The 13,655-nt window shown below is 42.0% G+C and carries 16 protein-coding genes; 6 read left to right on the top strand and 10 right to left on the bottom strand.

The genetic code is table 11. The features are described from left to right. Positions 1–39: 39 nt before the first annotated feature. From L8106_RS01965 to hypF, 3 genes are read right to left on the bottom strand one after another with little or no spacing between them, the layout of a single operon-like run. Complete coding sequence (locus tag L8106_RS01965; RefSeq protein WP_009782486.1) at positions 40–528, bottom strand: hypothetical protein; 489 nt, start codon at positions 526–528, stop codon at positions 40–42. 38 nt (positions 529–566) lie between these two features. Further along, positions 567–812, bottom strand: a complete 246-nt coding sequence (locus L8106_RS01960) for a HypC/HybG/HupF family hydrogenase formation chaperone (RefSeq protein WP_009782485.1) — start codon at positions 810–812, stop codon at positions 567–569. Positions 813–848: 36 nt separating this feature from the next. Next, complete coding sequence (hypF, locus tag L8106_RS01955; protein ID WP_009782484.1) at positions 849–3,239, bottom strand: carbamoyltransferase HypF; 2,391 nt, start codon at positions 3,237–3,239, stop codon at positions 849–851. Between the two features lie 138 nt (positions 3,240–3,377). Here hypF and L8106_RS01950 point away from each other — a divergent pair, with 138 nt between their 5' ends. Further along, entirely contained in the window at positions 3,378–4,241 is an 864-nt protein-coding gene (locus tag L8106_RS01950; RefSeq protein ID WP_009782483.1) for an Rpn family recombination-promoting nuclease/putative transposase, read from the top strand. Positions 4,242–4,274: 33 nt separating this feature from the next. Here the strand turns inward: L8106_RS01950 and L8106_RS01945 are convergent, their stop codons facing one another. The 5 genes from L8106_RS01945 to L8106_RS01925 all read right to left on the bottom strand — a co-directional run bounded on the left by L8106_RS01945 (position 4,275) and on the right by L8106_RS01925 (position 7,943). Next, positions 4,275–5,435, bottom strand: coding sequence for a hypothetical protein (locus tag L8106_RS01945; protein ID WP_009782482.1), 1,161 nt, complete (start codon positions 5,433–5,435; stop codon positions 4,275–4,277). An 11-nt stretch (positions 5,436–5,446) separates the two neighbouring features. Next, on the bottom strand, positions 5,447–6,316 hold the full coding sequence (locus tag L8106_RS01940; RefSeq protein ID WP_009782481.1) for a NifU family protein: 870 nt from the start codon (positions 6,314–6,316) through the stop codon (positions 5,447–5,449). Positions 6,317–6,423: 107 nt separating this feature from the next. Further along, positions 6,424–6,648, bottom strand: a complete 225-nt coding sequence (locus L8106_RS01935; protein WP_009782480.1) for a hypothetical protein — start codon at positions 6,646–6,648, stop codon at positions 6,424–6,426. A gap of 18 nt (positions 6,649–6,666) precedes the next feature. Continuing rightward, positions 6,667–6,945: a hypothetical protein gene (locus L8106_RS01930; RefSeq protein ID WP_009782479.1), complete on the bottom strand. Its 279-nt coding sequence runs from the start codon at positions 6,943–6,945 to the stop codon at positions 6,667–6,669. A 14-nt stretch (positions 6,946–6,959) separates the two neighbouring features. Then, positions 6,960–7,943, bottom strand: a complete 984-nt coding sequence (locus L8106_RS01925; RefSeq protein ID WP_009782478.1) for a hypothetical protein — start codon at positions 7,941–7,943, stop codon at positions 6,960–6,962. Between the two features lie 507 nt (positions 7,944–8,450). On the opposite strand from L8106_RS01925, the gene L8106_RS01920 reads away from it, so the two are divergent. From L8106_RS01920 to L8106_RS01905, 4 genes are all read left to right on the top strand, one after another. Continuing rightward, entirely contained in the window at positions 8,451–9,413 is a 963-nt protein-coding gene (locus L8106_RS01920; protein WP_009782477.1) for a hydrogenase small subunit, read from the top strand. A gap of 118 nt (positions 9,414–9,531) precedes the next feature. Next, positions 9,532–11,145: a nickel-dependent hydrogenase large subunit gene (locus tag L8106_RS01915; protein WP_009782476.1), complete on the top strand. Its 1,614-nt coding sequence runs from the start codon at positions 9,532–9,534 to the stop codon at positions 11,143–11,145. 88 nt (positions 11,146–11,233) lie between these two features. Beyond that, positions 11,234–11,578 carry a DUF6883 domain-containing protein gene (locus L8106_RS01910; RefSeq protein WP_009782475.1) on the top strand — a complete coding sequence of 115 codons (345 nt, stop codon included), beginning with the start codon at positions 11,234–11,236 and terminating at the stop codon, positions 11,576–11,578. Continuing rightward, positions 11,575–11,865 carry a hypothetical protein gene (locus L8106_RS01905; protein ID WP_009782474.1) on the top strand — a complete coding sequence of 97 codons (291 nt, stop codon included), beginning with the start codon at positions 11,575–11,577 and terminating at the stop codon, positions 11,863–11,865. Before L8106_RS01910 ends, L8106_RS01905 begins: the two co-directional genes overlap by 4 nt. A gap of 60 nt (positions 11,866–11,925) precedes the next feature. Here L8106_RS01905 and L8106_RS01900 read toward each other — a convergent pair whose 3' ends face one another. Then, a complete protein-coding gene (locus tag L8106_RS01900; protein ID WP_009782473.1) occupies positions 11,926–12,483 on the bottom strand; it encodes a Uma2 family endonuclease in 558 nt (185 codons plus the stop codon). Between the two features lie 39 nt (positions 12,484–12,522). Here L8106_RS01900 and L8106_RS01895 point away from each other — a divergent pair, with 39 nt between their 5' ends. After that, on the top strand, positions 12,523–13,035 hold the full coding sequence (locus L8106_RS01895; protein WP_009782472.1) for a hydrogenase maturation protease: 513 nt from the start codon (positions 12,523–12,525) through the stop codon (positions 13,033–13,035). On the opposite strand, the gene L8106_RS01890 is transcribed toward L8106_RS01895, so the two are convergent. Then, positions 12,980–13,570 carry a hypothetical protein gene (locus L8106_RS01890; protein ID WP_156803555.1) on the bottom strand — a complete coding sequence of 197 codons (591 nt, stop codon included), beginning with the start codon at positions 13,568–13,570 and terminating at the stop codon, positions 12,980–12,982. The two genes, L8106_RS01895 and L8106_RS01890, sit on opposite strands and share 56 nt — an antisense overlap. Positions 13,571–13,655 lie beyond the last annotated feature (85 nt).

The raw sequence follows: 13,655 nt of genomic DNA, 5'->3' as shown, positions 1-13,655 counted from the left end.
TTAAATTCAGGTTTAAATTCTCTTTGAATGATCGTTAAATTATTCTTCGTCTTCTTCCGGTACTCGCGTTAACACTTCAAAAACAGTCGTCGCACTTGATTCTCGCTTGGTATCTATTTCTTGAACTCGTTCAGTGATTTGTTTGGCTTGTTCAATTTCACCTAAACGTGCGAGAATATAACCCGTTGCTGCATAAGCATTCAAGTATAATCTGATTTTGGGCTGTTCTTTGTCTTGAATTAATCGAGGTTTTTGGTCTTCCCAACGTTCGGGTAATTGTTCCTCTATTTTAATTTTATCTAGAACAATTTGGGCAATTTTTAACGCCATTTTTTGCTGATTTTTGTAGAAAAAATAACGATAAACCCCAATTAAAACCTCATAATTGTCCCCGGCTTTTTCTAAGGCTTGATGAATATACTGTTCTGATTTTGCCGTATCTTCCCACTGTTCGACCGCTTGCATTAACAAATCTTTAACCTCGGTGGGAATATCAGACCAAGACAGTTTTTCGGGGGCGGTTTGCATCCGGCTTTCTCCTAAATGGGAAATGGCTGGTTAATTATTTACTGAATGGCGGCTAATTGCTGTAAAATTTCTAACGTTTCTGCTGCTTCTGCTTCATCAATTCGGTTCATGGCAAAACCTACATGAACTAATACCCAATCTCCGACACAAGACTTAATCGGATGAGTTTCATCAACGATACAAGCAATATTAACCTGTCGTTTTACACCCGCAATATTAACCATTGCTAACTTGTTGGTGATATCGGTAATTTCAGTAATCTGACCGGGAATTCCTAAACACATTTTTTTGGTAATCTCTACAATAGGGTTAAAAAACGTTTATTCTTTTTCTAGTTTAGCAGCCGCAATCACCGCTTGTCCGAGAGAGAGTCCGCCATCATTCGCCGGAACTTGGCTATGAGTTAAAACTTCTAGATTTTTTCTCAGAAGATGATCACGAACTTGAGTGAGTAAAATTTGATTTTGAAATACACCTCCTGTTAGAATAACTTGATGAAATTTTGTTTCAAAACTTAACCGTTCAACCATTGTTGATATTGCTTCAGCCAGCCCAAAATGAAACTTCGCCGCCATTATATCCGTAGGGAGATTTTGTCGCAAATCTGCTAACAAAGCTAACCACATCGGACGAGGTTCGATAGATAATAACGAGCATTCTAATTGTCTCACAATAAATGGATAAGGCTCAATTTCTTCAGAGTGATTTAACAGATAGTTTTCAGCGATGGCTTCTAGGGTAATCGCAGCTTGTCCTTCATAACTGCAACTTTCGCGACAAATTCCGATTGCACCCGCCACCGCATCAAACAACCGCCCACAAGAAGAAGCCAGAGGAGAATTAATCTGTTTCTCAATTAATTGATCGAGTAGTTTTAAGGGTTGTTGGGCTAAAAACTCACCTAATCTTAAACCCATAATTTGTGAGGATAAATCTTTTCCAAATGCCGCTTTTAAATGGGCATAAGTATTCCGCCAGGGTTGATAAATTGCCTGTTCTCCTCCAATCATTTCTACGGGTTTAAAAGTTCCTAAGCGTTGAAAGCCGCGATAATTTGCTAACAAAAATTCCCCACCCCAAATCGTTCCATCTTCCCCATATCCCAAGCCATCTAAGGCAATTCCCAAAACGGGTTCTGTATCTATAGACAACCCATTTTCAGCCATACAAGCAGCAATATGGGCGTGATGATGTTGAATAGAATAAACGGGGATATTATTACTTTCTGCTAGTTCTTTACCCAGCTTTGTTGATAAATATTCGGGATGTAAATCTAGGGCGATCGCATTCGGTTGATGTTCGAGTAAACCCAAATAAAGATTCAGTGTTTTTTGATAAGCTTCAGCAGCTAAAGCATTTTCTAAATCCCCGATATGTTGCGATAAAATCGCCTGACCTTCTCGCAACAAACAGAAAGTATTTTTGAGTTCACTCCCCATTGCTAAAATAGCAGGTTGATCTTGAAATCCTGGTGGTAAATTAATCGGGGTTGGGGCGTATCCTCTCGCCCGACGCAGAATTTGTAAACGGTGATTATTGATTCTTACAACCGAATCATCAACCCGGTTGACAATCTCTCGATTATGGAATATAAAATAATCAGCAACATTAGAAAGTTTGCTTCTCACTTCTGCGTTATCAATACATTGCGGATCATCGGAAAAATTAGCACTGGTCAGAACAATTGGAACTTCTAATCTTCTCAACGCTAAATGATGTAAAGGCGTGTAGGGTAACATAAACCCTAAATAGTTTTGAGCCGGTGCAATAGAAGGGGCAATTTGATTTTTACTTAAAGAAATATCGCTTTGTTTGAAACTTGTTTTCCGACGCAATAAGACAATGGGTGCGGCTGAACTTTCCAACAATTCTCGTTCTTCCGGTGTCACAAAACAATATTTTTCAATAATATTAATATCTGCCATCAACGCCAAAGGTTTATCGGGGCGATGCTTGCGTTGACGTAATTTCTGCACGATTTCTTCGTTAGTTGCATCACAAGCCAGATGAAATCCACCTAACCCTTTAATCGCGATAATTTGTCCTCGTTGAAGTAGCGTACAAACCGCATCAACTTCATCTAACATCGAGAACATATGGGCGGTGACAGCATTACCATCTGCCCGTTCTAATATTACTTTGGGGCCACAAATATGACAAGCTACAGGTTGGGCGTGAAAGCGTCTATTGAGAGGATCTTCGTAGTTTTGTTGACATTCTATACACAATTCAAACCCTGCCATACTGGTATTTTCTCGGTCATAGGGCAACTTTTTGATAATACTTAAACGAGGGCCACAGTGAGTACAATTGGTAAAGGGATAGCGATAAAAGCGACTTAACGGATCAAAAATATCTTGTTTACACGCTGGACAAGTTGCCGCATCCGGCGCTATTTTTGTTCTAATTTTGTTGCTTTTACTGGAAACAATGGTAAAATTAGAAAAAGACTGTTCACCTGTGTAGGGATAGCGATGAATGGACTCAATTTTTGCTAAAGGAGGCGGTTCAGTTTCCAAACGATGAACAAATGTATTGATAGCATTGTGATCACCCACCACTCGAATTAAAACGCCTTCACCGTCATTACAAACTTCTCCACACAAGCCACAGTCTAGGGCGAGGTGGTAAACGGTTGGACGAAACCCCACCCCTTGAACGATACCGCAGACGCGAATTTCTTCAGCTATGTGATCCGTGATCGTCGCCATTATTCACTCATTTAGATCCTATACCTTTATTGTGAAACTTAATTATGCGATCGTGGGAATTTCTTTGGTCTTTCTTCAGGCTTTTTCGATTATCCTCGTGTTATCCTGGGTTGCAAATTTTCCCCAACAATCAATCTCGTGAAAACAGATACTCTATTTTATCGCTTATTTGAAGCCTTTCCGGGGATTTTCTTTGAACTAATTAACCGTTCACCCGAAGAAGCAGAATCCTATCAATTTTCATCAGTAGAAGTTAAACAACTGTCTTTTAGAATTGATGGTGTTTTTGTCTCCAATATTAATGCAATTCATCCGCCAATTTATTTTGCTGAAGTTCAGTTTCAGTCTGATTCTCGCTTTTATTCCCGTTTTTTTGCCGAAATTTTCCTTTATCTTAATAAAACAGAACTCATTAACGACTGGCGAGGCGTTGTTCTTTATCCTAGCCGCAATATTGATCCCGGTGAAACTCCTCGATATCAGGAATTACTTCATTCTGGGCGAGTGAGTCGAATTTATCTAGATGAGTTGGGAGAAATTGCGGAAAACTCTGTCGGGATTGCCACCATTCAACTAATTGTAGCACAGCAAGAACAAGCCATTCCCCTAGCCCAGAATTTAATCGAACGGGTGAGGGCAGAAACTTTTCAGCAACAATCTCAAGCAGATCTTCTACAATTGATAGAAGCCATCTTAGTCTACAAGTTACCTCAACTCAGTCGGGAGGAAATCGAAGCCATGTTTAGTTTAGATGATTTGAAACAAACCCGTGTTTATCAAGAAGCGTTAGAAGAAGGGCGACAAGAAGGGCGACAAGAAGGGCGACAAGAAGGGCGACAAGAAGGGCGACAAGAAGGGCGACAAGAAGCAAAATTAGAATTAATTCCTTTTCTAATTAGTGTGGGAATTAGTTTAGAAGAAATAGCCGTCAGATTAGGACTAGAATTAGAACAAGTCCAACAAGCCGCCCAATCCTCAACCGAAAATCAAAATGAGGGATAATTTATGTTATTTATGATTAGTTTAATGATCGATTTAACTCATTGACCACAATAACACCCGATTATTCCCAGAATCTGCAATCATCGCCGTATTTCCATAAACTTGAATTCCATAGGGCCAACACAAACTATTGCGAGTTGCATTCCCATAAGAACGGTTTTCACTTTTACTCTTAAAGTTAGATTGACCTGTTAACATTTCCGCAGATTTTCCCGTTGAAACTTCACCTTTCCATCCAATTAACCTTGAGTTTGCAGTATCAGCAGCAATCAACCATTCTGATGTTGCAGCGACCCCATAGGGCATACTTAAACAGGAGTCAGACGGGAAATAAACCCCTTGATTCAATTCAACCGTATCAAAACCCTTTTGACCCAAAACTAACGCACAAGGTTGATTCATTTCTGTGGGAATATTATCCCAAATCATTATCCGATTATTCCCCGCATCGCTAACAACAAAACGATGATTCCAAACCGTTAACGCATGAGGCCAACGCAGACTAGAAGCCGTTGGACTTCCGCCACCATTTTCATCCCGAGAAACCAAATCAGACTGTCCTAAAACAAAGTCCGCAGGTTGACCATTTTCTATCGGAAATTCTCGCCAAACTAACACCCGTCTATTTCCCGTATCCGCCACAAAAAACTGCCCATTATAATACAAAACACCATAGGGCCAGTGCATTCGATTCGCAGCCGTTTCAAACTCACCTCGGTTCGGTTCATTGGCGTTAAAATTTGCTTGTCCGAGAACAATATCTGCCGGAATATTGCTATCTTGAGGAACTTTTTTCCAAATTAAAACCCGATGATTCCACGCATCCGCCACCGCCAAACTTTCGCCACAAACACATATTCCTGTGGGAACACTCACCGTTGCAGCCGTTGGGGAACCGTTGGCGTTTTGTCCTTCTTGGTTAAAGTTCGGTTGTCCAATCACCCAGTCCGCCGCCTGTCCGTCAACTTCTGGACGTTGGCGCCATCCCAACAAACGATGATGTCCGGTATCCGCAACCCACAATGGCCCATTTTCCACCCAACACAAGCCACGCGGCCCAAACATGGTTGTAGCAGTGGGTTCGAGGGGAACTGCCAAAATATCAGAGGGTTGCTGTCCGAGAATAATTTCAGCGCCTTTTGGGGCAAAAATATCTTGAATAGAAGAAGATTGAGAATTAATTGGGGTATTCATTCAACTATTAATTAAATTCGGACTAACACTCGTTCCCCAACTCGTTTAATGGGATAGGGTTGTAAGGGCATTTCGGGGGCGGTGAGACATTCTCCTGTTGTTAAATTGTATTGGAAATGATGAAACGGACAGGTGAGAATTCCGTCTTGAATTTTGCCTTTATCTAATGGCATTGCCAGATGAGTACAACTATTACGATAGGCTTGAATTTTATCCGCAAATTGGGTTATAATTAACTTTAACCCATCCAGTTCTACCGCTAAAATTCCCCCATCTGGAATTTCTTCTATTGTTGTTATCGCCACCCAACCGACTTCCTGATTTGCCGCAAAAGGGCTAGTAATTGAATCAGAATTGTTAGCCGAAACGGGAGTATTAACCGAGATAACGTGGTTGATTTCAGGACAATGATTTTTAATTGCTTGTTCAACGCCTTGTTTTAGAGTTAACGTAGAAGCCGGACAATTGCTACAAGTTCCAACTAATTTAACTTCTACTGTATCGGGGAGTTTAATCGCAACTAATTCCACATCACCGCTATGACTTTTTAACCCCGGACGCACTTCTTCTAACGCTTGTTGAATGCGGTTTTCTAAGGGAGGTTGGGGCGGTTTGATGAGTTCGTGATAGCGTAGCAGTCCATAAACAACTTCATCTTCAACCGCATGACGTAACGCCGAGAGAGACTCTTGTTTAACACTGCGAATTAAACGAGTTAGGGCTTCTTTGTGTAATGCTTCAATTGATTGTTTTAAGCCTTCGACAACCAATAACTTTTCCGGGTCATGCCATTCTAAAACAGTATTTTCAAAAAACTTTATTTCTTTAACCAAATCTTCTAACGTTACCCCATCTTCGGGAGAAATCTGGGTTGAAGTCATAATATTTTATTTTTTATTGTTATTTTTATTTTAAATTAACTGTAGGGGCGCAAGGCTTGCGCCCATTTTTGCTTGCGCCCATTTTTACTTATCCCCAAAATTGGGGGTTATTTCATTTTGATATCTTTCAACAGAAACGGCATGGCAATTCCTGTTAACAAACTCGATAAAACAATCGGCAACCACAAAGTCACACCCACTTTATCCAAGCCCACAAACAAGAGTAAACCCAAACCCAAGCCGATAGAACTTTGACGAATAAAATAGCCCGGATTTCGCAACAATTTACCTTTTAACAGTAACTTGGTACTGAACCAACCGACCTCTAACATAAAAATTTCTCCTCAATTCTAAACAAACTTCAAGACAATCAATCCAATTGCAATTGCAGGTAAAACACCCACTGGCCCAAACAAACCCCCAATGGAGGCTGCTAGACCAAAACCTAAATCTTTTCTAGCTAATAAAACGCCCCCAATTGCACCGCCCAAAATAGACACTGAACCTGCAACAGCCAACCAAACAATCCCTGTTAATAGTGTGATTTCACCCGTAATAAAATTCGCCCAAAACGTCTGTATTACTGGAGTATTCAACACTTCTAACAGTTCTTGATTTAACTCATTCATGCCTTTCTCCTTGTTTAATTTACAGAAGACAACGCTTGTAATTCGACATCCAAATCTTGCAACGCCTGACCGACCATTTCCGCCCGTTCTGACTCCCCATATTGAGTAAAAATTAATTGGGCTTCTTCGTAGAGAGTCTTTGCAGTTTTGAGATGATTGGGATTTCCAGCTTCTGGATTTTCGACATCATCTGGAAGATTAAATAAAATATTAGCTTTGTTGGCAATTGTATTAGCATACTCAACTGGCGTATCTTTAGCTGTCCGCACTTTTAACGCTTCGTTATAAGCCTCTAAAGCCCGCAAATTATTCTCAACCGGATGAACACTCGGCAGATATTGCAACGCATTTCCCAGATTATTTTGTAACATCGCATATTCAGACGGATGATCGGTTAAAATAATCCAATTCAACGCTTCTTCAAACGACTGAACCGCCAACGCCTGACGCATATCTTCGCCATCTCCTGACATCGACATTGACAAATAAGCGATCGCAATATTATTGTGTAGGATAGCGTATTCTTGGGGATATTCCTTCGGCGTAAATACTTCTAACGCCTGTTGATACGCTTGTACCGCATCTTTAGTTTGGGCGAGATTAAACGGAACCAACGCCTGAAAAACTAGCCCCAAATTCATCTGCAATTCGGCAACTTCTTCCGGGGAAGCTTGTTGTTGTAAAATCGGTAATGCCGTTTCAAAAACTTTTTTGGCTGCAACTAACCCGTCTGAACTTTCACCAGGATAAGTTCGCAGAGCAATACCTAAACCAACAGTCGCCCGTGCTTTTAAAAGAGGATATTCGGTACCGCACAACTCAATCGCTTGACGGTATAATAACACCGCCGCTTCAATCTGTTCAATGCCTTTTGGCTTTTGCAGCAACCCCCGTGAAATTTCACTCAACATTTGCACTTTTTCAGCAACGGTAGCGGCTTCAGACTCAACCGCAGCAGTAGCGGCTTTAACAGCAGAATCAGTAAAACTTTGTGTCACAACTATTCTAGGGGTGAAGGGTTTAACAAATGGTTTTTGAGGTTGACGCGATTAGCAAATACTCAACACAATCGTTAACGTCAATCTCAGCAATTAACAACAATTTAAGCAAAAATAGTCACTCTTGTTGCCTTAAACTAATCCTTATTTGCCGGAAATAACTGTATTATCTGATACCGTTGCTTAGTTGAATTGCATCTCTGTCAAGATAAGCTCAATTTAAGGCTTTTTTAAGGTTCTTGAATCTCGCTATGTTCGTGCTTTTGAGCAATTTTTCGTCAAAAAACCCCTCAAAAAAATTTCTGCAAATCTAACGATAAACTCAAACTTTGTCAATTTTGTTTCATCAATAACAATCAACGACTCAAAACTTTTGTTAATCTAATCCTCATAAATCTAAAAAAATTCGCCATGATGATCAAAATCTAAAGTTTTGCACTACATAATTGTTAAAAGTCATCATCTAATATCCAAACTGTTTGTCCGAATTGCAAAAGGAGAATTATTGTGGCTAACGTCCTCTGGCTACAAGGTGGCGCCTGTTCAGGAAACACCATGTCATTTCTCAACGCCGAAGAACCAAGCGTCTGTGACCTAATAACCGACTTTAACATCAACCTCCTCTGGCATCCCTCCCTGGGACTCGAACTCGGAGAAAGCCTGAAAAAACTACTGCGAGACTGCATCAACGGAATTATCCCGGTTGATATCCTCGTCTTTGAAGGTAGCGTCGTCAACGCCCCCAAAGGCACAGGAGAATGGAACCGTTTCGCAGACCGTCCAATGAAAGACTGGTTATCCGACCTCTCCCAAGTCGCTAAATTCGTCGTCGCTATCGGAGACTGTGCCACCTATGGCGGTATTCCCGCGATGTCACCCAACCCTAGCGAGTCCGAAGGGTTACAATTTCTCAAACGGCAAAAAGGCGGCTTTCTCGGCCCCGACTACCTCAGTCAAGCTGGATTTCCCGTTATCAATATTCCCGGTTGTCCCGCCCATCCCGACTGGATAACTCAAATTTTAGTCGCCGTTTCCACCGGAAGGCTAGATGATATCACCCTAGACGAATTTCATCGCCCCGAAACCTTCTTCAAGAGTTTCACCCAAACCGGATGTACTCGCAACATTCACTTTGCCTACAAAGCCTCAACCTCCGACTTCGGACAACGGGGCGGTTGTCTCTTTTACGACTTAGGGTGTCGCGGACCGATGACTCATTCTTCCTGTAACCGGATTTTGTGGAACCGCGTTTCTTCTAAAACCCGCGCTGGAATGCCTTGTCTGGGCTGTACCGAACCTGAATTTCCGTTCCATGACCTGCAACCCGGCACCGTCTTTAAAACCCAAACCGTGATGGGAGTTCCCAAAGAATTACCCACAGGTGTCAACCGCAAAGACTACGCCCTATTAACCGTTGTCGCCAAAGATTCAACCCCGAAATGGGCAGAAGAAGACATTTTCACTGTTTAACAAACGGCTTTGAAATAGATACCAATAAAGAGGAAACACAGGTAACAGGGAAGATTCATCATTCATCTTTGTCCTCTGTTACCTGTCCTCTATCCCCTAAATTAATAGAGAAAACAACATGGTTGCACAACGAACATCTGTCGAAACTTTAGATATATCTCCCGTTGGCCGAGTCGAAGGAGACTTAGATGTCCGAGTCGATATCCAAGACGGCCAGGTCGTTAATGCTTGGACACAAGCCCAACTATTTCGCGGGTTTGAAGTCATCCTCCGAGGCAAAGACCCCCAAGCCGGATTAATTGTTACGCCCAGAATTTGTGGAATTTGTGGAGCCTCTCACCTGACTTGTGCATCTTGGGCGTTGGATACCGCTTGGGAAACCGAAGTTCCTCGCAATGCGATTTTAGCAAGAAATTTAGGTCAGTTAGTCGAAACCATTCAAAGCCATCCTCGTTATTTTTACGGCTTGTTTGCTATCGACCTAACCAATAAAAAATATCAAAATAGCCCTTTTTACGAAGAAGCTTGTCGTCGGTTTTCAGCTTATACCGGAAAATCCTATGAAATTGGCGTCACCATTTCCGCAAAACCCGTTGAAATTTATGCGTTGTTTGGCGGGCAATGGCCCCATTCTAGCTTTATGGTTCCCGGTGGCGTGATGTGTGCGCCCACTTTAACCGATATTACTCGGGCTTGGTCGATTTTAGAATATTTCCGCACGAACTGGTTAGAACCCGTTTGGTTAGGGTGTTCGTTGGAACGTTATGAAGAAATTCAGTCCTATGATGATTTTATGGACTGGTTGAATGAAAGTCCCAATCATCTCAACTCCGACTTAGGCTTTTATTGGCGAATGGGGTTAGATATTGGTTTGGATAAATTCGGGATGGGAACGGGTAAATACATGACTTGGGGTTATCTTCCCCACGAAGATAAATATCAACGCCCAACAATTGCCGGACGCAATGGGGCGGTGATTATGAAAAGTGGGGTTTATGATAGTTTTAGCGACACCCATCAACTGATGGAACATCATTTCACTCGCGAGAATACCACCCATGCTTGGTACGAGGAAGGCAACGAAGATGTGCATCCTTTTGACCGTTTTACGGTTCCCCAACAAAATAACGATGTCAATTTCCAAGACGGGGCCTATACCTGGGGAACTGCGGTTAAACATCAAGATTTTGGACGGATGGAAGTCGGTTCACTTTCTCGTCAACTCGTTGCAGGCGGACGTCATGGTGAGAGTTGGCAGCATTATGATGGCTTTATTCTCGATATGTTCAAGAAAATGGGAGGGCCGAGTGTGCATCTACGTCAGTTAGCCCGAATGCACGAACAAGTGAAATTATATCGAGAAGTCGAACGCTGTCTGCGCGAGTTTAAACTGCGTGACCCTTGGTATATCAAACCCACCCAAAAAGACGGACGGGGTTGGGGGGCGACAGAAGCCAGTCGCGGCGCCTTGTGTCATTGGGTGGAAGTCGAAGACGGTAAAATTAAGAACTATCAAGTTATCGCCCCTTCGACTTGGAATATCGGCCCTCGTGACGGTGAAGGAATTCGTGGCCCTATCGAAGAAGCGTTAATTGGGACTCCTATTGCTGATAAAAATGACCCTGTAGAAGTGGGTCATGTTGCCCGTTCTTTTGACTCTTGTTTAGTCTGTACTGTTCACGCCCATGATGCGAAAACAGGTGAAGAATTAGCCCGGTTCCGTACTGCTTAAAACGATTTGTAGGGTGGGCTATGCCCACTCTCTTAACTGAAACTATAATTGTCATCTTGGAACAAATTTTCCTGTCTTTCAAGTTTGTATGACTGCACCCACTCGTTTGGACTTTCCCCTTGCAAAAGCCCAATACCTGCTTAACCGTGCTAGTCAACCGGGTGTCGGTGGTGACAAACAAAAATTCTGGCGTCAAATCATGGGGTTTGAGTCTCCAGAAGTGCTTCGAGAGGTAATTCTTGCTCAACTCTCGTTGGAACAGTTACAATTAGTCGGACAGAATGATTATGGCGATCGCTATCAAGCTGTTATCCTAGTAACAGGTATATCTGGAGTATCTTGGCAAATCCGTACAATTTGGATTGTACGCTTTGGCGAAGACGTTGCTCGATTTGTCACCGCATTTCCAGAACGATATGGGAGGCAGCAATGAAACAATTTCAGTTATTTGATGCGGTTAGTTTAACAGAAGCGATTTCTCTTTCCGATGGCGGGATTGCACCCAAAGGAACAGCCGGAACTATTGTTGAGGTTTTCAATCACAATGAAGCCTATCTTGTTGAGTTATTTGGCGGATGGGTTAAAGCAGAAGCCGAAGGAAATTTTATTCCGGCGACAGAGAATGAACCCGATGTATTTATGGAAACAATTGGCGTGGAAACTGTTTATCCTCATCAGTTAAAGTTGGTCAAATCAGGTTCAGAAATAATGGCAGTTTGACCCGATAATTTTTTCCTGACTTTCGAGAATTTCAGCGAATTGTTGAAATTTAGATTCATTTTAAACAATACCTGCTTGTTGAAAAATTTGTTGGGGGTTAAATGTTATTCCTTCTAATAAATTATCATTCAAACTTGCTTCATTTCGTTTCGTTTGCGGGGGTGCGTCGGGATAAAAAATGGTAATCGTTTTTGCTTTCGCGTCAACCACCCAAACCCTCAATACTCCCGCATTGAGATAATCAATTGCTTTTTCGCTAATCTCCCCAAATGTTTGGTCGGGTGATATAATTTCAATGGCTAATTCTGGAGGAACCGGACAAGCTTCATCCTCAAATCGTTCTAACGGAAGACGAGTGTAGGAAATATAAAGTAAGTCGGGAATCGTCACCCAATCTCGATTATTTCTTTTGAGAACAACAGCCCATTCTATCCCCACTTCTCCTTGGTTTTTACACCATTCGGTTAGGAGGATATACAAAGTACCTGTCAGTCGAGAATGAAAACGTTTGGGTGCCATTTTAGGAACTGCTTCTCCATTCACTAATTCATAGTTTAAGTCGGTTTCGGTCAGGGCGAGAAATTCTTCTAGAGTGAGTTGAGATTTGGTTGTGATCATGTTGTACAACTATCGGTTACAATAATATTTAACGAATCAATGCTAACGATTATAGGATGTGGAAATCTCAATCGCTGTGATGATGCAGTCGGAGTAATTGTCGCTCAACGTTTACAACAATATCTCAGCCAAAACCCTCATCCAAACATACGAATATTTGACTGTGGAACGGCGGGAATGGAAGTCATGTTCCAAGCCAGAGGAAGCCAACAATTAATCATTATTGATGCGAGTTCAAGCGGTTCAGAAGCAGGTGCAGTTTTTGAAGTTCCCGGTACAGAACTTGAACAATTACCCGAAGCCAGTTACAATTTACATGATTTTCGATGGGATCATGCTTTAGCTGCGGGTCGTCGTATTTTTCAAGACAACTTCCCGCAGGATGTTAGCGTTTATTTAATCGAAGCTGAATGTTTAGAGTTTGGTTGGGAACTAAGTCCATCCGTTGAACAAGCAGCAGAAAAAGTCTTTCAAATGCTGTTAAATACGATTAATTCTACCGAGGTTCATCCGTCTCAGTTTCCGCCTGCAACTCCAAATCCAAATCCGTAAACTGTTCCGGTGGGTTCAGACAAATATTTAATAAGTCATCAACCGGAACATCTCGATTAACTTCTGCTAATCCCAGAACACAAAAAGAATGACGTTCGGGTAATAGACTTAATGCACAACTATTTAACACATTCAACGGTTCAACGCCGCGACCTTCTGTAACAATATCACTAACACAAATTCCTAATTCTTTCGGACGCCGCACACTCACACAACCCACCAGCGCTTCTTCACTGCTAATTTGTCCAGTATTGCCAATGCTGACGACACATTCCGATAAATCTCGAGGACGAATTACCCCCGCACAGGCTTGAGAGGAGAGTAGAGGGGTAATTCCGGCATCGCGTAAACCCTCAGCACACCTTCTGTAATCTTTATCATTGACTAAATTAAACGAGGGAAACGCAGTCACAGGAGCAGCCAGCAAACTCACCGTACCCATTGATAATACTATTCTCGACAACCAGCGCCAACCCTGCTGTCTATTGTCGGAAAATCTAAAAAAAGTCCAACGGGATAACAAAGAAGAAATCATAGCAAATTATAAATAAAAGGCGATCGAGAAGATTTTGCAGCAGTTATAGAATACTCAGCCTTCATTGCGGTCTGACCCCGCAAGT

The organism is Lyngbya sp. PCC 8106, assembly GCF_000169095.1.
GTDB lineage: Bacteria > Cyanobacteriota > Cyanobacteriia > Cyanobacteriales > Microcoleaceae > Capilliphycus.
This window is presented reverse-complemented; position numbering and strand designations above follow the sequence as displayed.

Excerpts from the sequence above, each read along its gene's own strand:
- L8106_RS01905 (WP_009782474.1), top strand. The coding sequence starts at position 11,575 with ATGAAACAATTTCAGTTATTTGATGCGGTTAGTTTAACAGAAGCGATT.
- L8106_RS01940 (WP_009782481.1), bottom strand. The coding sequence starts at position 6,316 with ATGACTTCAACCCAGATTTCTCCCGAAGATGGGGTAACGTTAGAAGAT.
- L8106_RS01890 (WP_156803555.1), bottom strand. The coding sequence starts at position 13,570 with ATGATTTCTTCTTTGTTATCCCGTTGGACTTTTTTTAGATTTTCCGAC.
- L8106_RS01915 (WP_009782476.1), top strand. The coding sequence starts at position 9,532 with ATGGTTGCACAACGAACATCTGTCGAAACTTTAGATATATCTCCCGTT.
- L8106_RS01935 (WP_009782480.1), bottom strand. The coding sequence starts at position 6,648 with ATGTTAGAGGTCGGTTGGTTCAGTACCAAGTTACTGTTAAAAGGTAAA.
- L8106_RS01910 (WP_009782475.1), top strand. The coding sequence starts at position 11,234 with ATGACTGCACCCACTCGTTTGGACTTTCCCCTTGCAAAAGCCCAATAC.
- L8106_RS01945 (WP_009782482.1), bottom strand. The coding sequence starts at position 5,435 with ATGAATACCCCAATTAATTCTCAATCTTCTTCTATTCAAGATATTTTT.
- L8106_RS01930 (WP_009782479.1), bottom strand. The coding sequence starts at position 6,945 with ATGAATGAGTTAAATCAAGAACTGTTAGAAGTGTTGAATACTCCAGTA.
- hypF (WP_009782484.1), bottom strand. The coding sequence starts at position 3,239 with ATGGCGACGATCACGGATCACATAGCTGAAGAAATTCGCGTCTGCGGT.
- L8106_RS01965 (WP_009782486.1), bottom strand. The coding sequence starts at position 528 with ATGCAAACCGCCCCCGAAAAACTGTCTTGGTCTGATATTCCCACCGAG.
- L8106_RS01895 (WP_009782472.1), top strand. The coding sequence starts at position 12,523 with ATGCTAACGATTATAGGATGTGGAAATCTCAATCGCTGTGATGATGCA.
- L8106_RS01960 (WP_009782485.1), bottom strand. The coding sequence starts at position 812 with ATGTGTTTAGGAATTCCCGGTCAGATTACTGAAATTACCGATATCACC.
- L8106_RS01900 (WP_009782473.1), bottom strand. The coding sequence starts at position 12,483 with ATGATCACAACCAAATCTCAACTCACTCTAGAAGAATTTCTCGCCCTG.